Below are 19,194 nucleotides of genomic sequence, written 5' to 3' on the forward strand. Positions count from 1 at the left end.
TATGCTTTATACCCGATTTCCTCCGTATATATTCAAAGAAATGAAAATTATCCAGAGTATAACCTGTACTGTTAATTCATGGGGCACTTTAAAACAGGCTATTGAAGTATTAGGAGGGTTGAAATAGAAGCTAAAAATTTAGAGTTTTTATGATAAACAGTACAGTGAGGGGTTTAGGAGTAAGGGATTCGTGCATGATAATGATTTTAAAAATAAAGGAATCCCTTAAAACAAAAGCATAAGCTCTTAATTTAAGGGATTAAAAAGTTTTGTTACGCTAAAGGAAGAATTGCCTTAAGTCACTATTCATTTACTTACAATAATTACCTTGGCCCATTTCGATCTAAAATGGCGGATGTGTTATCTTCATGTAGGTTGTTCAAAGTTGTTGTTGTACTATCCCTTGCATATACATCTTCTTTTCCTAAAGGGATATCCGTAGTTTGAACTTCTGACGCCTGTGCTAATAATGCTTCGCTATCGTTTTGCGACATACCAAATGCTTCACTTATTAGTTCAGCTCCAGTTTTACCTAATGCTTCGCTATCGTTTTGCGACTTGCCAAATGCTTCACTTATTAGTTCAGCTCCAGTTTTACCATGACTCGCCTTCGAAACGTTATTCCCCATATTCCCACCTCCTATATATAGAATGTGTGATGGTTCATTATATATGTAAAATATATAGGAGGTTTCATTTGCCAATCATTATAAAGTATACTTAAAAACCGAAAATTTCAAAAAGTTTAAAATTATTCTGTTTCATTTTTAAAATGAGAGATATCACCAATCATCTTAAAATTAAACTGTTCCCCATCCCATTGAAAAATTGTAAGACTTGTTCCATGTATAAAAGGAGGGTCCCACATTTTATCAGTTGAAATGTCCATAGTAAATGACAAGATGGCCTTTATAACTACTGCATGTGTAACAATTAATATATTTCCGTCACTGTTGCTAGAAATAACTTTACTTAAAACCTCTTCAACTCTCCTTTTAAAAGTAATTAGCCCTTCTCCGTTGTGAGGTTTATGGTTATACATCTGAGGTATATGCCAAAAATTATGATATTCATTTTTATAATTGTCTACAGCTTCAATTTCATCTTTAGTTTTGCCTTCCCAATCGCCAAAATTCATCTCTTTTAAATTTTCGATAGTATAAATAGGAACATCCTTATCTGATTTTATGTAATTGGCAGTTTGAAGAGCTCTCTCCAGTGGGCTTGTATATATTGCGGAAAAATCAATATTTCTTAAACGATCTCCTAACATAATAGCATGTTCAATTCCCTTGTCTGTAAGCTGTGAATTTTTTGAACCCTGTAAACGATTTTCTATATTCCATTGAGTCTCCCCATGACGAGTAAGGTAGATATTTAGCATATGTGTCTCCTTTAATTAATACTTCCATTGACTTTTTATATAAGCATACCCCACACCTTAAATAGATGGTTTAACTTAATAGCTGGACTAGCAGCAAAATTTTGTAACCGAAAGAAAACAGTATGTGAAAATTATTTATTACACTAAAATCAAGCAAGGCACTCTACGAAATTATATCGTTGGGTACCTTGATTTTCAGCTTTAAGAGACCGTTCATTACTAATTTTCACTTATGATGGCTATAATTAGTTTTCAGGGGATTCAACCTCCTAGCCTAAATAGGGCTATTTTAAGCGATTCTCATCTGAAAAAACTTCTTTCGCAATTAATTCATAGGATTGGATTCGATCTTCAGGTAAATATGTGATTGTATTGATCATCACTTCATCTGCTTCGTATCTTGTTTTCAACTCATATAATTTCTGCTTCACTTCCTGAGGATTACCAATAATTATTTTTTGTCTAACTTTTTCCAATGTTTCTTTATCTTTTTCAGTGAGTTTATATTGCTGAGCATCACTTATAGAGGGAACCCCTTGTTGGCTTTCTCCTTTTTCCATTTTTAAAGACCAAATGAGAAAGCTTGCTGCAACTACTTCGGCTTTTTCCGTTGTCTCTGCACAAATAACGTTAACAGTTAGGATGACTTGTGGTTTTTGTCCTTCTTTTCTTGGTTTAAAGCGATTAATATATTCCTTGATAATAGCAGCTCCATCTTCATCGCTCATAAAATAACCGAAAGTATACGGCACACCATTTTCCGCTGCGAGTATAGCACTTTTCTTTCCAGTCCCAAGGAGCCAAGGGATTGGCGGATTTTCAGGTATAGGAGAAGCCGATAACTTTGAATATTCGCTATCAGTTGGAAAATCATCATCTAAAAAATGAAGGAGGTCTCTCAGTAACGAAGGAAAGTTCCCGACATTTTTTATAAAGTTACCGGACAAAGCAGTCATCGCTTCAGCGGATCCACCTGGCGCTCGTCCAATTCCTAAATCAATACGATTTGGAAAAAGTGTCGCTAACGTATTAAAGATTTCAGCAACTTTAAACGGTCGATAATGAGGCAATAAAACAGCGCCAGATCCTATCCGAATTCGATTCGTGTTTGCCCCTATGTAGCCTAACATCACTTCAGGTGCAGGGCATGCCAGTCCAGATAAATCATGATGTTCGGCAATCCAGTATCTTGTATATCCCAGTGCTTCCCCTGCCTGCGCTAATTTCATTGACCAATTTAATGCATCCTGAGGAGTTTGATTTGAAGGGATTGGTGATTGGTCCAATATGCTTAATCTCATGATATTTCAGTCCTTTTCTTCCACTAACGTCAATTTATACTGTCCTACCTGATCTTTTTCATACAAATTTGTAATAGAAGTGGAATAGTTATAAATCGTCCCTCTGAACATTATCTCTTTTTCAGGAATCTTAACGTCAAATGTTCCTTTGTAAAGTAACATTGCGATGTCATGATATTCTTCACTTGTCACGTCAAAAATGACTGAGACTTTATAGAGCTCATTTACTTTTTCTTCTTCATAGCTATTTAATTGAATTACTCTTTCATCTAACATTATTTTACTGACCAAAAAATCACCCCTTATTAAAATATCTATATAACGTACAATCTATTCGTTGCAAAAATCTACAAATTTTTTAGCCTGTATTAAGGACATTCCTGTTTGTTCTCTCACAAACTTCACTGCTTTAACTTCACCGACTGACTTTATTTTCTCTTTTACTAAGGCAATCAGTTCCTCGTTATAGATTTTAGTATAGTCCATTTTTTTCGCTCCCTTATGTATTTTTAGAGTTACTAATTCCATTATACTTAAAAATTTAACATAAATATCTTTTAATTCCGACAATATTCTCTATCGTGACTAGCTACCAAATCAAACATATGCAATAATGTAAAATAGTAAAAATAATTAGAAAAAATAGATTATTCTATTTTCCTTGATGGAGGGATTGTTTTGTCAACAATTAAAACAGCGATGATTGTCGGTGGGGGTATTGGTGGACTCGTTACAGCACTTAAACTTCACCGTACAGGCATATCTGTAAAAGTATTTGAAAGTGTAGAAACAATTAAAGCACTGGGAGTCGGCATTAATCTATTACCCCATTCAGTTCGCGTGCTAACAGACTTAGGTTTAGCAGAGGAACTAGAACAGACAGGCTTACCGACAGCCGAGTTAATGTATGTGAATAAATTTGGGCAAAAAATTTGGCAAGAAGACCGCGGCATCAACGCTGGTTACAAATGGCCACAATATTCGATTCACCGTGGACGCTTACAAATGCTCCTGTTAAAGACCGTAAAGGATCAATTAGGTGAAGAAGCCGTTTTAACAGGTCACCATTTAACATCTTTTGAAAATGAGAAGGATGGCGTCGCTGCTCATTTTGAAAATAAAAAAACAGGTGAATCACTAGGTACATATCGTGCAGATATTATGATTGCAGCAGATGGCATTCATTCCGTTGTACGAAAATTCTTCTATCCTAACGAAGGACTGCCAAAATATAGCGGACGCATCTTATGGCGTGGGATTACAGAAGCAACACCTTATTTAACAGGTCGTTCAATGATTATGGCTGGTTACCAGGACCAAAAATTTGTTGCCTACCCCATTTGTCCAGATACAGCTGCTCAAGGAAGTTCTTTAATCAATTGGATTGCGGAATTAAATGTCGAGACAATGCCTGATCGCGCAGATTGGAACAAAGAAATTGATAAAGAGAAATTTGCGCCTGCCTTTAAAAACTGGGACTTTGGCTGGCTGAATGTACCAAAAATTATTGAAGAAGCAGAAGCTGTTTATGAATTCCCGATGGTTGACCGTGATCCACTGCCACAATGGACATTTGGACGTATCACCTTACTGGGCGATGCGGCACATTCAATGTATCCAATCGGTTCAAATGGTGCATCTCAAGCCATTTTAGATGCGGATGCCCTTGGACAAGTGATTGCGGAACAACAAGATCAAGATGCGGTGACAACATTAAAAGCATATGAAGCACTGCGACGAGAAGCAACAGCGAATATTGTTTTAACGAATCGCCAAAACGGTCCAGAAGTGGTGATGCAGATTGTAGAAGACCGTGCACCAAACGGCTTTGCTAACTTAGATGATATAATTTCAGACACAGAACTTGAAGAAATTGCAGTTCGCTATAAGAAGATTGCTGGTTTTGACCGCGAATCATTAAATGCCAAATAGAAGGACTAAATTTTTTTGCGCGTCACACTTTAGCGCACAAACGCGTTGAAGCGTTTGTGCACTAAAGTACTTTCTAAAAAAGAGGTGTTAATCAATGAGTGCTTTACATATAAACGAAGTGATTGATAGGAGTCGCTTTAGCGCCTTCCATCTCTCCATTATCTTTTGGTGCTTTTTTATTATTCTTATGGATGGATACGATGTAGTCATCTATGGATCGGTTATCCCATCTTTAATAGAAGAATGGGGGATTTCAACTGTTACTGCGGGGGCCATTGGGAGTTATTCAGCCGCTGGGACAGCAGTAGGAGCAATTATTTTTGGACTTTTAGCCGATAAAATCGGCAGAAAAAAAGTAATTATCATTTGTACCGTAATGTTTAGTCTCTTCACAGCAATATCTCCTTTTGCAGGAGGTCCTGTCCTATTTGCCATCCTTCGCGTTATTGCGGGTCTTGGACTAGGAGGCGTTATGCCGAACGTCATTGCGCTATCTACGGAGTATGCTCCTAAAAAAATTAGAGGGGCCATTGTTTCATTTATCTTCTGTGGCTATTCGATCGGGGCGATTGCAGCAGCTTTATTCAGTAAGTCTCTATTACCGACAGTGGGCTGGAAACCAATTTTCTGGATTGCCGCTCTTCCACTTTTAGCATTGCCATTTCTAGTAAAACAGCTTCCAGAATCGGCAAACTTCCTTTTAGCGAAAGGAAAAGAAACAGAAGTAAAGAAAATCCTTGGGAAACTCAACCCTGAAATGTCATTTTCTCAAGACGTAGTACTAGCAAAACCAGCAGCAAAAGCACCAGGCTCTCCACTTGTGAAGCTTTTTGAAAATAAATTAGCACTTAGTACGGTCATGTTTTGGATATCTTGCTTTTCTTGTTTCGTCCTTATCTACGCGATGAACGTATGGCTGCCAAAACTAATGGTTGAAGCTGGCTATAGTTTAAGTAATAGTCTTTTATTTGTTGTTGCTTTAAATATGGGAGCTATTGTAGGTACGATTGCGTTCGGGCGTTTAACGGATAAATTTGGCTTTAAAAAAGTAATGGTACCACTCTATTTCGGAGGGGCACTTGCACTAGCTGCGGTTGGATTAACAAACAACACAGTACTTGCGTATGTATTAATTGGGATTATTGGCGCAGCATCAATTGGTGTGCAAAATATTAGCAATGCCTTTGTATCACAGTTCTATCGACCAGAAATTCGTTCAACCGGTGTGGGAGCGGCCATGGCATTTGGACGAGTTGGCGGTATTTTCGCACCAACATTTGTAGGAATTCTCTTAACAATGAACCTGTCTGCTCAAATGAACTTTACTCTTCTTGGCACAGCCGCTCTTTTAGGAGGAATCGCTATTTTATTTGTTCAGGAAAAACATGCTTTTTATCGCCCAGGTGAGGCTATTGAAGCAGAAAGTTCTTCTCAATCATCAACGGCTGAAATTACCCATTCCGTTTAATTTCAGATAAATTCACATGCACCAATGGCTATCTGATTTTTTCAGATGGCTTTTTGCAGTCTTTATTCAATGACGGTTTGCAGTTCTAATTTCTCTTATTTTATCGTACACTTGCCATGATGCATATTCTTTAATAGGAGGTAAAGATTTGTCTGAACCATTTGAATTCAAGGTATCTGCAGACAAAATTCCACAACCGATACGTGAAGACGGAGCAGGTGCTACTGATCCTGGGCCACGTGATATTTTACGCGCATTAGAAAACCCAAATATGCTTGTACCGCCGGAAACGGATGCGGGAACGGTGCCAAATCTACGCTTTTCTTTTTCTGATACAAATATGACCTTAAAATTTGGTGGCTGGTCGAGACAAATATCGATGCGTGAGCTGCCGGTGGCTACGACGATCGCTGGTGTTAATATGCGTTTAACTCCCGGCGGCGTAAGAGAGCTACATTGGCATAAAGAGCTAGAATTTTGTTTTATGACTGTAGGTAGAGCAAGAATTACAGCGGTCGATCAAAACGGAAAAAACTTTATTGCCGATGTAGGAGTGGGTGATTTATGGTACTTCCCTCCAGGTATTCCCCATTCCATTCAAGGACTTGAAGAGGGCTGTGAATTTTTATTAATGTTTGATAATGGAATGTTTTCAGATTTAGATACGTTCACAATTTCCGACTGGTTTGCCCATACCCCAAAAGATGTTCTATCTTCTAACTTTGGGGTACCAGAGAGCGCCTTCTGAAATATTCCAAAGCAGGAAAAATACATTTATCAAGGTGAGGTTCCTGGTCCTATTGAGGAAGTGGCAATTCCAGATCCATTCGGCACAAGAAATTTCACACATAGTTTGCTTGATCAAGAGCCAATTCTTTCACCGGGAGGATCAGTTCGTATTGCAGATTCAACAAATTTCCCAGTGGCACATGAAATTTCAGTGGCGCTCGTTGAAATTCTACCAGGGGCAATGAGGGAACTACACTGGCATCCAAATAATGATGAATTCCAGTATTTCTTATCTGGTCAAGGTCGTATGACAGCATACGCCGCTAACGGAGTAGCACGGACTTTCGATGTGAGGTCAGGAGATGTAGGCTATATCCCTTTTTGCTATGGACATTATATCCAAAACACAGGCAATGAAACCCTTTGGTATTTAGAAGTATTTAAAAGTCCTAACTATGAGGATATTTCATTAACACAATGGATGGCGCTAGTTCCTAAACAAATCGTAAGTAGCAATTTAAATGTAGGACCAGAATTAATGGACTCGTTACGTAAAGAGAAATGGGCTGTTGTTAAATTCCCTGGGTATACTTATCAAGATTTTGAGTAGTTCATACACAAAGGCGGTTTAGAAATATCTCTAAACCGTCTTTTTCTAGTTACATCTATTTTATTTCAATCGCCAAACGCAAATTCGAGATAACTCCAATAAGCAATACTAACGAACAAACCATTTTTTCAAAAGGCGTTCCAAACAATCGTTGTATAAATCCAAAGGACCAAAGTACAACAAAAAACCAACATATAAAGGTTATTCCTCTTTTGTATTTATTTAATTTAATTCTCCCGACAATCAATGTAAAAACTACTCCAATAATAGAGATAACGATATTTATAACAGTTATTGGTAGCTGTTCAGCGAATGATTCAGACCTTCCGCCATTAACCCATGTGAATGGAATAATTTTGTTTAAAATAAGAAGGTGGATTAAAATCGTCAAAGAGTAAAAAATAATCCCCATAAATACAGCAGTTTTCATATTGATTTTCCTGAGTTTTTCTAAAATAAATTCACCTCAATTTCTTCCTGCTTTCATTTTATTAATCCAGTAATATACTATGCCTATAAATAATTATTTTATTTTTTAGTAAGACATTAAACGAATCTGTTCATTTAGTGCCTTTTGAGTTAACATAGCGTCAATTTGGAACAAATCTTATTAATGCTACAACAGATAAAGCAGAAGATATAAAAAAAGAGTAATACAGACCAGCTGTTTACTCTCTAAATGAAGAAATTAATATTATTTTTAAACATTCACAAGCTTCATCTCGAATTTAACTCAATTGCTCATAAGCCTCTTCAAATTCACGGTTAAACATATCTTTAAATTCCAATGATTTGAAAAACTGAACATCCAATCGAGAGTTTACTATGAGTAAAATTACTTTTAATGAACATCAACGCATAGATTATTAAGCCTTTTTCTTAAGTAATCCAATCGAAACAGCTGCTACTGCTGAACCTATCAAAATAGCTGCTAAGTAAAGTGCTGCTTTCCCAAGACCACCGTCTACAAGACCCATTACGAAAATACCACCATGCGGCGCGCGTAATGCGATGTCAAACATGATTGTTAATGCCCCCGCGATTGCAGAACCAAGTACAAATGAAGGAATCACACGAACAGGGTCTGCTGCCGCAAATGGAATGGCACCCTCGGATATAAAGCATGCCCCAAGAACATAAGCCGTTTTCCCTGCCTCACGCTCTTGCTTCGTGAAACGGTTTTTAAAGAATGTTGTTGCTAAACCTACTGCTAATGGAGGAACCATACCGCCGGCCATTACTGCAGCCATAATGTTATAGTTTCCGCTTGCCAGCATCGCGATTCCAAATGTATATGCGGCTTTATTGAGCGGACCACCCATATCAATTGCCATCATCCCGCCTAATAATAAACCGAGAAGAATTGTGTTCGTACCACTTAAGCCTTCCAGGAAACTAGTAAGCCCCGTGTATAGTTTCGTAAGCTGAGGGTTTACTAGCATCATCGCAATACCTGTTAATCCAATACCAAACACCGGAAGGAATAAAACTGGTTTTAATCCTTCAAGCTGTGAAGGTAATTTTTCGAATACCTTTTTAAGACCTAATACAATATAACCTGCTAAGAAACCAGCAAGTAAACCACCTATAAAGCCTGAGTTGGCCCCTGCATCATTTGTCACTGTAATGGCCAATAAACCACCAACCATACCTGGTGCAAAACCTGGACGATCGGCAATACTCATCGCGATAAATCCTGCTAAAACCGGCACCATCAGGAAGAATGCGTTACCGCCGCCGATTGTGTTAAGCATTGCTGCTAATTCGTTGTACGAAGGGTCGTTCGGATTCGATGAGTTGATGCCCCAAAAGAATGAAAGTGCGATTAAAATACCGCCACCCACAACAAATGGAAGCATGTTCGATACCCCATTCATCAAGTGTTTATAAAACTCGAAACCGCCCGTTCCCTCTGAATGCTCATTTGAAACGTCTCTGCCACCTTCATGCGAATATACTGGCACATCGCCAGAAATTGCACGGTCAATTAATGCATCAACCTCGTAAATTGCTTTACTCACTTTTGTTTGAATGACTTTTTTACCATTAAAACGTGCCATCTCGACTTTCGTGTCGGCTGCAACGATAATTACGTCAGCATCTGCAATTTCTTGCGATGTCAGACGATTTTTTACACCGCCTGAACCATTAGTTTCCACCTTCATTGCAACATTTTTTTGTGCAGCCGTTGTTTGAAGCTTTTCTGCTGCCATAAATGTATGTGCGATGCCTGTCGGGCATGCTGTTACAGCTAAAATACGCTTGCCTATTGTAGTTTCTATTGGCGTCGTTGCTTCTACTGGAGCATCTTCTGCCACCTCGACACCTTCTTTTGCTTCAATTGCTGATAAAATTTCTTCTTTTGTGGAAGCTGTCATCATTTTTTCGTTGAATTGTGGGTCCATTAAAAATGTTGCAAGTTTTGATAACGTTTCTAAATGATCATTATTTGCACCTTCATTTGCCGCAATCATGAAAAACAATTTTGCTGGTTGACCATCCAGTGAATCATAATCAACCCCTGCTAATTGGCGCCCAAATGCAATCGCTGGTGCAGAAACTGCTTCTGACTTTGCATGTGGAATGGCTATGCCTTCCCCAATACCTGTTGAACTCTGTGCTTCTCGCGCTTGTAAATCCGCAACATACACTGCTTTGTCGCTAACTTTGCCGGCATCTACTAGTACTTGTGCTAATTCTTCAATGATTTGATCCTTTGTCGCTGCTTGTATGTTTAATTTAATCGTGCTTGCGGTTAATAAGTTTGTAATTCGCATAAAACTATCCCCCTAAAGTTTTTTAACAATCACCTGTTTTACTAGAGCTAAGATATCTTGCTGCTTGCATAAATCTAGTTGAAAGGCTGTTGCACTCCCCGCTGCAACGCCATGCCTGAACGCCTGCTGCCAGTCCCCCGTATTACAATACATCGCGATTGTAGCCGCTACGACTGAATCACCCGCACCTACAGTATTTACAACCTTGCCCCTTGGTGCAGCTGCATAATACACATCCTCGGCACTAACAAATAAAGCTCCATCGCCCCCAAGTGATACGATGACATGGTGTACACCTAATTCAATGAGCTGCTTCGCATAAGGAATCGCTTCGTCTACCGTTAATAAAGTAGTATTAAAAAGGTCGCCAAGCTCTTCTAAATTTGGCTTCACCAATACAGGTCGATACGGGACGATTTCATGCAACACCTGACCTGCAATATCTGCAACAAGCTGGATACCTTTGCTGGAAAGTACATTAAGTAACGCCGTTAAATCAAAGCCAGCTGGCACTGTGCCTGATAGGACAAACCAGTCATTTTCTTCTAATAACTCTACCTTCTTCAATAATTGCGCGTACATGTCACTAGTAATTGTCGGTGAAGGACCATTAAGCTCGGTCTCTACATCCGATTTAATTTTCACATTGATACGCGTAATTTCATTTGTCTCTATGAAATCGGTCCTGATGTTCTGCTCATGCAAAATTTGCTTTAAGTAAGCACCTGTAAAACCACCAACATAACCGAATGCTGTTACTTCTGTTTGAAGTCTGCTTAATACGCGTGCAACGTTAATACCCTTGCCGCCCGGTAAATAATTCACTTCAGCTGTCCGATTTAATTTCCCTGTTTCGAAATGATCGACATAAGGCGTGTAATCAATCGCTGGTGCAAACGTACAAGTATAAATCATGCGCGCAACACCTCCGTTTTTCTATCGATTTGCTCGTATTCTGCATCTGTTAATCCTGCTGTAATTAAAATCGCTTCATGTAAATCGCCGAATTTCACAAATTGACTAAGTCCAAATTTCGAACGATCGGCAACAACATACGCCTGCTTTGACTGCTTAATCGCAAGTTGCTTTAATGTCGCTTCCTCTAAGTCTGCTGTTGTATAGCCTTGCACCTCTGAAAATCCATTAGCTCCAATAAAGGCCCGGTCAAAATAATATTCCTGAAGCTGAGAAATTGCCTTAGATCCAATGATAGCTTGCGTTTTCGCCTTCACCTGACCTCCAATGATAACGGTTTCAATATTTTGTTCGATTAAAAGTGGCACATGCATTAAACCATTAGTCACAACTTTAACCTGTTTATTCGCGATATGAGGTATAAGATGTAATATCGTAGAACCTGCATCTAAATAAATACATTCACCGTAACGAATATGCTGTGCTGCAAGCTGCATAATTTGCTGTTTTTCAGCTAGCGATTCAACAGACTTCTCAAGTAAGCTTTTTTCACCAAGCATCGGGTTTCGCAAAGTAGCTCCCCCGTGAAAACGATCAATGAATTGCTTCTTATCAAGCTCAGTTAAGTCACGACGTATTGATGATTCCGATGAATGAGTAAAATCAACAAGTTGTTGTAAGGTAGCTGTACCATATTGCCGCAAATACGCTAAAATTTGCTGTTGACGTTCTGTAAAAATAATCGTATTCACCTTCTCACTAAACACCATAAAAATGTAAAATATGGAGTTTTTATTGGTTTTAAGTTGATTTTAAACGAAAAATTCTGTAAAATCAATCACATATCATTCACAAACGTTCAAATTGTTAATGTTATACCAACAAAACAATCAAATTCATTCAAATATGGAGGTTTTTATTATGTCACAAAAAACATTTACAATCAAAAGCAATGAAGGTTTACACGCACGTCCAGCTAGTGCATTGGTAAAGGTTGCATCCGGTTTCTCTTCTGAAATTTACTTACAATACGGTGAGAAAAACGTGAACTTAAAATCAATTTTAGGCGTTATGTCACTTGGCGTACCTGCAGGCGGAAATATTACAATTACAGCAACTGGTTCTGATGAAGAAGTAGCTCTACAACAATTAGACGCAATATTAACAGAGCAAGGACTGATTTAATGAAAATCCAAGGAATTGCCGCTGCAAGTGGAATTTCGATTGCAAAAATCGTAAAATTTGAATCTGTTGCAATACTTGACCAAACAGAAATTGGCACAACTGATCAGGAGTTAGCTAAGCTAACGCAAGCAATAGACGATTCAAAAATCGATTTACAGCAGCTTGAAGCCCAAACAGCTGAACGTTTAGGAGCATCTGAGGCAGAAGTTTTCGGTGCACATTTACTTGTATTACAGGACCCTGAATATATTGGTGCGATTGAAGCACTTATTCAAGAGGGAAGTGGTGCTACACAGGCGATTGAAGCGGTTCAAAATCAATTTATGGCGCTTTTCTTAGCACTTGATGATGAGTATATGAAGGAACGTGCAGCGGATGTAAACGACGTTTCTCAACGATTAATGCGTAAAGTTACAGGTACAAATGAAAGCGTTTCCGATTATATAGAACCCACTATATTAGTGGCCCATGATCTAACACCTTCAGATACAGCAAAATTGAATGCAGAATTCACACGTGGATTTATCACGGAAAAGGGTGGTAAAACTTCGCACTCTGCCATTTTCGCACGCTCATTGCAAATTCCGGCTATCGTCGGTGCTACTGGCATCATGTCTGAAGTGCAAAATGGTGATATCGCGATTATGAATGGTGAGACAGGGGAAATTTTCATTAACCCAACGGCCGAGCAACTTGAACATTATGAGGCGCTTAGCAAAGCACAACTTGAAAAACGCCAAGGTTTACAGGCTTTATTGCACGAAAATACAGTAACGAAAGATGGGCATCATATCGAACTTGCTGCAAATATTGGGAGCTTAGACGATGCTAAGAAAGCACTTGAGCAAGGTGCAGAAGGCGTTGGCTTATTTCGAACAGAATTTCTGTATTTAGAGCGAGACACTGCGCCTACTGAACAAGAACAGTTCGAAATTTATCGTGATGTTTTAACTGTTATGGGTGAACGCCCAGTCGTGGTACGCACACTTGATATCGGTGGCGACAAAGCGATCCCTTATTTAAATATGCCAAAAGAGGACAATCCATTTTTAGGCTTACGTGCAATTCGTTTATGCTTCGCAAACGAAGAACTATTCCGTACACAGCTTCGAGCATTACTACGTGCGAGTAGCTTTGGTAACTTAAAAATTATGTTTCCGATGATTTCGTCGATCGATGAATTCCGACAAGCTAGGCAGTGGCTGGATGAGGAAAAAGAAGCATTAATTGAACAGGATGTAGAAGTAAGTGACTTCGAAATCGGCATCATGGTTGAAATTCCGAGTGCAGCAATTTTATCACCTGTTTTTGCTAAAGAAGTTGACTTCTTCTCAATCGGCACAAATGACTTAATCCAATACACATTGGCAGCTGATCGAATGAATGAAACCATTTCACATTTATATGAACCATTCCACCCTGCAATTGTCACGCTTGTGAAACTTGTAATTGATAGCGCCCATGCACAGGGGAAATGGGTTGGCATGTGCGGTGAAATGGCCGGAGACTTTGCTGCGATTCCTTTACTTGTCGCACTTGGTCTCGATGAATTTTCAATGAGTGCCCCATCGGTTTTAGCTGCGCGCAAGCAAATTAACAGCTTATCGAAGGATGCGCTACAAGAAAAATTACAGCAAACATTCCAGCAATCTACCGCAGAAGGCATACGCGCTATTTGGCACTAAACAAATCAAACCCATCTCGGTACATTTGTGTACCTGGATGGGTTTTCAATTTCACGAACAATTAGTGTGGAGACCCCTACTAAGGATATTTCGAGCTTATGATTTCTTGACGAATCATATCATTAAGGTTTTTAGCTTGGGGACTTTACTTTCTATCTGCCGGTGTCAGGTACTTCATTCCTAATATACGTTTCATCTCCTCGCTCACCCAGTTGCGTAAAGCAATGTTTCCATAACTTCTTGTTTCATCGTATCCCCTAAACAATATAAAATAGTAGGTCATATAATCATCAGATTTTTGCTTTTCAATTTTACATCCTTTCCTATATAAAAAGTCCCTTAACTTTTTAAATTCATGAAAGGTTTCATTTATTTTGGAATCGTACCACTCTTCCAGTACGTCCCTCATTTTTAATTCGGAAATGCAATCTCTATCACGCTCGAGTGTTTTTAAAAATAATTCCAGTACAATGTACCGGTGAATGTCATCGCTAAGTTTCATGAATTCTTTATGCATATAGACCACTCGCTTTACTGATTGATGGATATACCGCTATTTCTATTCTATACAAGAACACTTGTTTGTATGCGTTAAATTATTGAATTTATCCATCTGGTGGAAAAACTTTCAATCGAATAATTGAGTATTTTTCATCGCTGTTTAAGCCATTCTAACTTTTGTTAAGGAGGTGAACAGCTGTGGAAAATAATAAACTTAATATTAAACGTCAGCGAAATAACAACAACAACAATAATAATGAATTTGAATTCGGTGAAGATTTCAACTTCGAAAATTTAAATAATCATAATCAAAATAATCGCAACAATAATAACAACAATAACTTCAATAAGAATAACAAAAATAATAACAAGAATAAGTAATAATACGGACTCCCTTTAGTGGAGATTGTATTATTATAACGATCCCCCAACATATATATATTAACTAAGCAGCCCTTTACCTCCCCACTGGTAAAGGGCTGCTTAAATATTGAAATAAAAATCATTTTTATAGTTGTACGAGTCCCTCTATCTGAATAAGATGCACAGACATCATTTTAAGGAGGACGATTATTGAACTCAATAGCTGCTTACATTTTTTTAGGTGTATCTTTAGCTGCGCCTATCGGTCCTGTCAACGCAGCGCAGCTTGATACAGGGATAAAAAACGGGTTTTTACATGCACTTATTTTTGGCATCGGCGCTTTAACCGCCGATATTTTGTACATGATATTGGTTTATTTCGGAATTGGCCAAGTGATTGAATACTCCCCAGTAAAAGTATTTCTTTGGTCATTTGGCTGTTTTGTACTAACATATACCGGGATAGAGAATTTACTTTCTCTGCATAAAATTGAGTTAGCTTTAAAATCCAACAAAAAAACTACTCGTCTTAGACAGTCATTATTAACAGGCTTTCTCATGTCATTATTGAATCCGCTCACTATCCTTTTTTGGCTTGGAATCTATGGCTCAGTTCTTGCAGAAACAAACAAAGTCAGTACGGAAAATCAAATAATTATTAATAGCCTTGCCGTCATCATTGGAATCATGTTGTGGGATACGATAATGGCCGCTATCTCCAGTGGAGCCCGTAAATTATTATCTACCGGGTTTATAAACATCATTTCCATCATCTCATCGTTTGCAATGATTGGGTTCGGTATTTACTTTGGGATTCAGGCTTATAACGCATTATTTTGAGGTTCTTCCTTCTTCCATCGTTTTCGCATAAAAAAGACGATACTCCCGATTACTGCGAGAAATACTAAACTGATAAAAAATCCTGGACGACTTGTCTGATGGAATAGTGTTCCGCTAACCGCTGAACTGATTAGTAATATTCCAATAATTCTTTTCACTTTATCGAAGGTAGTCGTCTTAACCAACCTCGGGTATATGAATAAAATAAAGAGCCAGTTATAAAGTAGCATTAATGCCGCTGCAGTCGTTATATATTCGTATACTTTGTCCGGCAGTAATAAAGACGTAATGATAGAAAGTACAAGCCCCAAAGTTGTTAAAGTAATTGTAATGGCATTTTGAGCTTCTTTTTCTTCTGTTTACTGAAGATTTTAGGAGCGTCTCCGTCCTCTGATATTGTCACAAGTATTGTCGTAACTGAGAACAAGGATGCAGACATGGTTGAAAACCCGGCAATAATAATAGCTGCTATAAATACATGAGGGAAAAATTCAATATTATGGGCACCTGATAAAGCCTCAACAAAAGGACTCTTGCTCTCCTTGAACTTATCATACGGCTTCAGTAATAGAGCTAATATAAGTGCCGTTACATAAATAATTCCAAGCAGCCCCAGCATCACTTTACCCGATTTAGGGGCATCCTCTTTATTTTTAAGATGAATCGCCATTATACTCATTACTTCGATTCCGCCATGGGCATAAAACGCAAATATAAGAGCGCTCCAAAACCCGATGAAGCCTTTCGGGAAAAATTCATTCACGGATTGCGGGATGTCAGGAGTTGACTTTCCACCAATTACTCCTGTCAGCGCTAATATTGCAATGATTATAAACATAAAAATAGCTGCAATTTTCATCACAGCAAATACGCTTTCCAATTTCCCAAATGCTTTCGCTCCTATAAATAGAACAATGAGACCGAGAACCGCATAAATTGCTGCGAATATCCACAATTTAATATTAGGAAACCAAAACTTAGTTAATAATGAAATTGCGGTAAGTTGGCTACCAATAATTAATATTTCTGAACACCAGTAAACCCAACCGCTGCTAAAACCCGCCCAACGTCCGTATGCTTTTTTCGCATAGGTACGAAAAGATCCTTTCTGTGGATCAGATGCAATCATTTTAGCAAGAGCCTCAAAAACAATATACGTAGCAGTAGCTGCCATTATAAAGGCTAGAATAACAGAAGGACCTGTCATTTTAATCGCTATACTTGACGCAAGGAAAAAGCCTGTACCAATCGTACAACCTACCCCAATAAGCGATAACTGCCACCAAGTAAGATTTGCTTTTTCATCGTTAGCACCCGACGCTTTTTTTCCCATTTCTTCACCTCCACATGAAAATAGCCTTCCACAAAAAAGTGGATTTATGTGCTATTGAGATGATGAAAGCACTTCTAATAAGGTAATAAGTTGGTCATTCCTAAAACCCTATAATTGTATAAAAAGAGTGAGTGTTGAGTAGAATGAATTCGCTTAATACTTTCTTGTAAAATTTTGATACGACAATTGGAGTTGATATTAATTAAGGTAATTTCTAGTATGAGCAACTATCTTGAAGAATGACTTAAACAGGAATAATATAGTTATTGTAACTTAATCTCACTATTCGGAGGGGTTTAATATGAATAAAGCACCAATAACAGTTAACGCTATTATTAATGGCGAAAAAATACAAACAGATAAAAAAATTACGCGTGAAAATCCAACACACCCTGAGCAAATTGTTGGTTACGCTCCAAATAATACGAGAGAGGAAACAATCCAGGCAATCGACGCGGCATATAAAGCCTTTAAAAATTGGGCTTGGAGTGATGTGGAAGATCGTATCGCAAGAATGCAACGTGCCATTCAGAAAATAAAAGACGCAACACCTGAAATCGCTGAGTTATTATCTCGCGAACATGGGAAAGCGTTATATGATGCCCAAGGAGAAATTGCTGTTTCACTTATGTGGATGGAATTTGCCGTTGATAATGTGAAAAAAGTGACAGCTCCCGAGGACAGCAAACATGAAACTGGTCGAACAATTATTACACATGACCCAATCGGTGTTGTATCAGCGATCACGCCTTGGAACTACCCGATTTCTCTTTCAACAATCAAAATCGCTCCTGCTTTGTTAACAGGTAATACAATGGTATTAAAACCAAGTCCATTCGCTCCTTTAGCGGTAAGTCGTGTAGCCGAAATCATTGCTGACGAATTCCCTGCAGGTGTACTGAACTTAGTTAACGGAGATGCAGAAGTTGGAATTGAACTTACATCTAACCCGAAAGTTGCGAAAATCGCTTTTACAGGTGGTACAAATACTGCTAAACATATTATGAAAGCAGCATCTGAAACGATTAAAAAAATGACCCTGGAACTTGGCGGTAATGATGCAGCAATCGTATTAAATGACTTTGATGTTAACGATGAACGTGCATTACGAAGAATGGTTATTGCCAACTTCCTAACAGCTGGTCAAATTTGTATGATTGCAAAACGTGTCTATGTCCACCGTTCAATTTACGATGCGTTTGTTGAAAAATATATAGAAGCCGCGAACAAATGGATTAAAGTAGGCGACCCATTCCATCCAGATGTTACAGTCGGTCCAGTAAATAACAAAAACCAAGTAGAATATGTAAAAAGTTTAGTGGAAGATGCCAAAAATAAAGGGGCAAAAATTATTCCATTAGGAACAATTCTAAACCCTGAATTAATGGATAACGGTTACTTCTTACAACCGACACTCGTGTTAGGTGCAGATGTTCATGACCGTGTAGTAGTGGAAGAACAATTTGGCCCTACTGTACCAATCCTTCCATATGACGATGAAGAACAAGTTATTCAATTACACAATGAAAGCATATACGGTTTAACAAGTTCTGTTTGGGGCGAAGAAGAACATGCTATAAAAGTGGCTCGTCGTATTGAAGCAGGTACAACGATGATTAACACTGCCGCAATTCAAGGGTTAGATGTTCGTTTCCCATTTGGCGGAGTTAAACAATCAGGCGTAGGTCGCGAATACGGATTAGATGGCATCAAGTCTTATACAGAAACTCATGTCATCAACCTGCCAAATGACTTAGAATTACCTTATATTCCTGAATAAAAGTATTTCAAAAGAAAAGAGCATTAATCCCCAATTGGTTAATGCTCTTATTTTTGTCTATTTACTTATCTGTGCCCTGTGCTTTCAGGATCTGATATGGGAAATTTAATTTTAAGCACCCTGGCTTAACCATTACTGCTACCCTTCACTTCTTCGCCTGCTTCTTTGACTTTCCCTACAGTCTTAGCTTCATCACCAATTTCTTCTGCAATTTTGCGTATGCAGGGTATGGAACATCAACGAAATATGGGATTGATTCTATTAATGGTGATGTATGAGGATGTGATAAGCATGCATAGCCATTTTCAGAGAGATATTTTGCGAATTTTCCATTTTTATCAATTTATGAGGAATATCTATAAATCTCTATCCAAAATTATTTGATTTTTAT

The 19,194-nt window shown here is 38.3% G+C and carries 17 protein-coding genes and 2 pseudogenes; 8 read left to right on the forward strand and 11 right to left on the reverse strand.

What is annotated here, in order from left to right; all coding sequences use genetic code 11:
• Positions 1-323: 323 nt before the first annotated feature.
• From AC6CH1_RS08405 to AC6CH1_RS08425, 5 genes are all read right to left on the reverse strand, one after another.
• Positions 324-629 carry a cAMP-binding protein gene (locus AC6CH1_RS08405; protein WP_427709551.1) on the reverse strand — a complete coding sequence of 102 codons (306 nt, stop codon included), beginning with the start codon at positions 627-629 and terminating at the stop codon, positions 324-326.
• Between the two features lie 122 nt (positions 630-751).
• On the reverse strand, positions 752-1,384 hold the full coding sequence (locus AC6CH1_RS08410; RefSeq protein WP_498317061.1) for a histidine phosphatase family protein: 633 nt from the start codon (positions 1,382-1,384) through the stop codon (positions 752-754).
• 284 nt (positions 1,385-1,668) lie between these two features.
• Positions 1,669-2,685 carry an LLM class flavin-dependent oxidoreductase gene (locus tag AC6CH1_RS08415; protein ID WP_498317063.1) on the reverse strand — a complete coding sequence of 339 codons (1,017 nt, stop codon included), beginning with the start codon at positions 2,683-2,685 and terminating at the stop codon, positions 1,669-1,671.
• A gap of 6 nt (positions 2,686-2,691) precedes the next feature.
• Positions 2,692-2,976, reverse strand: a complete 285-nt coding sequence (locus AC6CH1_RS08420) for a DUF3219 family protein (RefSeq protein WP_498317064.1) — start codon at positions 2,974-2,976, stop codon at positions 2,692-2,694.
• Between the two features lie 39 nt (positions 2,977-3,015).
• A complete protein-coding gene (locus tag AC6CH1_RS08425) occupies positions 3,016-3,171 on the reverse strand; it encodes a hypothetical protein (protein WP_251687487.1) in 156 nt (51 codons plus the stop codon).
• 192 nt (positions 3,172-3,363) lie between these two features.
• Between AC6CH1_RS08425 and AC6CH1_RS08430 the strand changes: the two genes are divergently transcribed.
• The 3 genes and pseudogenes from AC6CH1_RS08430 to AC6CH1_RS08440 all read left to right on the forward strand — a co-directional run bounded on the left by AC6CH1_RS08430 (position 3,364) and on the right by AC6CH1_RS08440 (position 7,424).
• Complete coding sequence (locus AC6CH1_RS08430) at positions 3,364-4,617, forward strand: flavin-dependent oxidoreductase (RefSeq protein ID WP_498317066.1); 1,254 nt, start codon at positions 3,364-3,366, stop codon at positions 4,615-4,617.
• 94 nt (positions 4,618-4,711) lie between these two features.
• Positions 4,712-6,085: an MFS transporter gene (locus tag AC6CH1_RS08435; RefSeq protein ID WP_498317068.1), complete on the forward strand. Its 1,374-nt coding sequence runs from the start codon at positions 4,712-4,714 to the stop codon at positions 6,083-6,085.
• A 148-nt stretch (positions 6,086-6,233) separates the two neighbouring features.
• Positions 6,234-7,424 (forward strand): annotated as a pseudogene (locus AC6CH1_RS08440) (cupin domain-containing protein).
• A 55-nt stretch (positions 7,425-7,479) separates the two neighbouring features.
• Here the strand turns inward: AC6CH1_RS08440 and AC6CH1_RS08445 are convergent.
• The 4 genes from AC6CH1_RS08445 to AC6CH1_RS08460 all read right to left on the reverse strand — a co-directional run bounded on the left by AC6CH1_RS08445 (position 7,480) and on the right by AC6CH1_RS08460 (position 11,868).
• Complete coding sequence (locus AC6CH1_RS08445; RefSeq protein WP_498317070.1) at positions 7,480-7,854, reverse strand: hypothetical protein; 375 nt, start codon at positions 7,852-7,854, stop codon at positions 7,480-7,482.
• 436 nt (positions 7,855-8,290) lie between these two features.
• Complete coding sequence (locus tag AC6CH1_RS08450; RefSeq protein ID WP_498317071.1) at positions 8,291-10,201, reverse strand: PTS fructose transporter subunit IIABC; 1,911 nt, start codon at positions 10,199-10,201, stop codon at positions 8,291-8,293.
• Positions 10,202-10,213: 12 nt separating this feature from the next.
• Positions 10,214-11,116, reverse strand: coding sequence for a 1-phosphofructokinase (gene pfkB, locus AC6CH1_RS08455; protein WP_498317073.1), 903 nt, complete (start codon positions 11,114-11,116; stop codon positions 10,214-10,216).
• On the reverse strand, positions 11,113-11,868 hold the full coding sequence (locus AC6CH1_RS08460) for a DeoR/GlpR family DNA-binding transcription regulator (RefSeq protein ID WP_498317075.1): 756 nt from the start codon (positions 11,866-11,868) through the stop codon (positions 11,113-11,115). The genes pfkB and AC6CH1_RS08460 overlap by 4 nt, the downstream gene beginning before the upstream one ends.
• 169 nt (positions 11,869-12,037) lie before the next feature.
• Between AC6CH1_RS08460 and AC6CH1_RS08465 the strand changes: the two genes are divergently transcribed.
• Positions 12,038-12,301, forward strand: coding sequence for an HPr family phosphocarrier protein (locus tag AC6CH1_RS08465; RefSeq protein WP_251687480.1), 264 nt, complete (start codon positions 12,038-12,040; stop codon positions 12,299-12,301).
• Positions 12,301-13,986 (forward strand): phosphoenolpyruvate--protein phosphotransferase, encoded by a 1,686-nt coding sequence (gene ptsP / locus AC6CH1_RS08470; protein ID WP_498317077.1) that lies wholly within the window; start codon positions 12,301-12,303, stop codon positions 13,984-13,986. The genes AC6CH1_RS08465 and ptsP overlap by 1 nt, the downstream gene beginning before the upstream one ends.
• Before the next feature lie 145 nt (positions 13,987-14,131).
• Here the strand turns inward: ptsP and AC6CH1_RS08475 are convergent, their stop codons facing one another.
• Positions 14,132-14,503 carry a YhjD family protein gene (locus tag AC6CH1_RS08475; protein WP_498317078.1) on the reverse strand — a complete coding sequence of 124 codons (372 nt, stop codon included), beginning with the start codon at positions 14,501-14,503 and terminating at the stop codon, positions 14,132-14,134.
• 182 nt (positions 14,504-14,685) lie between these two features.
• Between AC6CH1_RS08475 and AC6CH1_RS08480 the strand changes: the two genes are divergently transcribed.
• Both AC6CH1_RS08480 and AC6CH1_RS08485 read left to right on the forward strand, forming a co-directional pair.
• A complete protein-coding gene (locus AC6CH1_RS08480) occupies positions 14,686-14,868 on the forward strand; it encodes a histidinol-phosphatase (RefSeq protein WP_498317080.1) in 183 nt (60 codons plus the stop codon).
• A 192-nt stretch (positions 14,869-15,060) separates the two neighbouring features.
• A complete protein-coding gene (locus tag AC6CH1_RS08485; RefSeq protein WP_498317081.1) occupies positions 15,061-15,690 on the forward strand; it encodes a LysE family transporter in 630 nt (209 codons plus the stop codon).
• On the opposite strand, the pseudogene AC6CH1_RS08490 reads toward AC6CH1_RS08485, so the two are convergent.
• Positions 15,672-17,023 (reverse strand): annotated as a pseudogene (locus tag AC6CH1_RS08490) (amino acid permease). The gene AC6CH1_RS08485 and the pseudogene AC6CH1_RS08490 overlap by 19 nt on opposite strands.
• 301 nt (positions 17,024-17,324) lie before the next feature.
• On the opposite strand from AC6CH1_RS08490, the gene AC6CH1_RS08495 reads away from it, so the two are divergent.
• Entirely contained in the window at positions 17,325-18,803 is a 1,479-nt protein-coding gene (locus AC6CH1_RS08495) for an aldehyde dehydrogenase family protein (protein ID WP_498317083.1), read from the forward strand.
• Positions 18,804-19,194 lie beyond the last annotated feature (391 nt).

Source organism: Solibacillus sp. GQ1, assembly GCF_059758555.1.

Excerpts from the sequence above, each read along its gene's own strand:
- AC6CH1_RS08475 (WP_498317078.1), bottom strand. The coding sequence starts at position 14,503 with ATGCATAAAGAATTCATGAAACTTAGCGATGACATTCACCGGTACATT.
- AC6CH1_RS08465 (WP_251687480.1), top strand. The coding sequence starts at position 12,038 with ATGTCACAAAAAACATTTACAATCAAAAGCAATGAAGGTTTACACGCA.
- AC6CH1_RS08410 (WP_498317061.1), bottom strand. The coding sequence starts at position 1,384 with ATGCTAAATATCTACCTTACTCGTCATGGGGAGACTCAATGGAATATA.
- pfkB (WP_498317073.1), bottom strand. The coding sequence starts at position 11,116 with ATGATTTATACTTGTACGTTTGCACCAGCGATTGATTACACGCCTTAT.
- ptsP (WP_498317077.1), top strand. The coding sequence starts at position 12,301 with ATGAAAATCCAAGGAATTGCCGCTGCAAGTGGAATTTCGATTGCAAAA.
- AC6CH1_RS08415 (WP_498317063.1), bottom strand. The coding sequence starts at position 2,685 with ATGAGATTAAGCATATTGGACCAATCACCAATCCCTTCAAATCAAACT.
- AC6CH1_RS08425 (WP_251687487.1), bottom strand. The coding sequence starts at position 3,171 with ATGGACTATACTAAAATCTATAACGAGGAACTGATTGCCTTAGTAAAA.
- AC6CH1_RS08435 (WP_498317068.1), top strand. The coding sequence starts at position 4,712 with ATGAGTGCTTTACATATAAACGAAGTGATTGATAGGAGTCGCTTTAGC.
- AC6CH1_RS08405 (WP_427709551.1), bottom strand. The coding sequence starts at position 629 with ATGGGGAATAACGTTTCGAAGGCGAGTCATGGTAAAACTGGAGCTGAA.
- AC6CH1_RS08450 (WP_498317071.1), bottom strand. The coding sequence starts at position 10,201 with ATGCGAATTACAAACTTATTAACCGCAAGCACGATTAAATTAAACATA.
- AC6CH1_RS08495 (WP_498317083.1), top strand. The coding sequence starts at position 17,325 with ATGAATAAAGCACCAATAACAGTTAACGCTATTATTAATGGCGAAAAA.
- AC6CH1_RS08445 (WP_498317070.1), bottom strand. The coding sequence starts at position 7,854 with ATGAAAACTGCTGTATTTATGGGGATTATTTTTTACTCTTTGACGATT.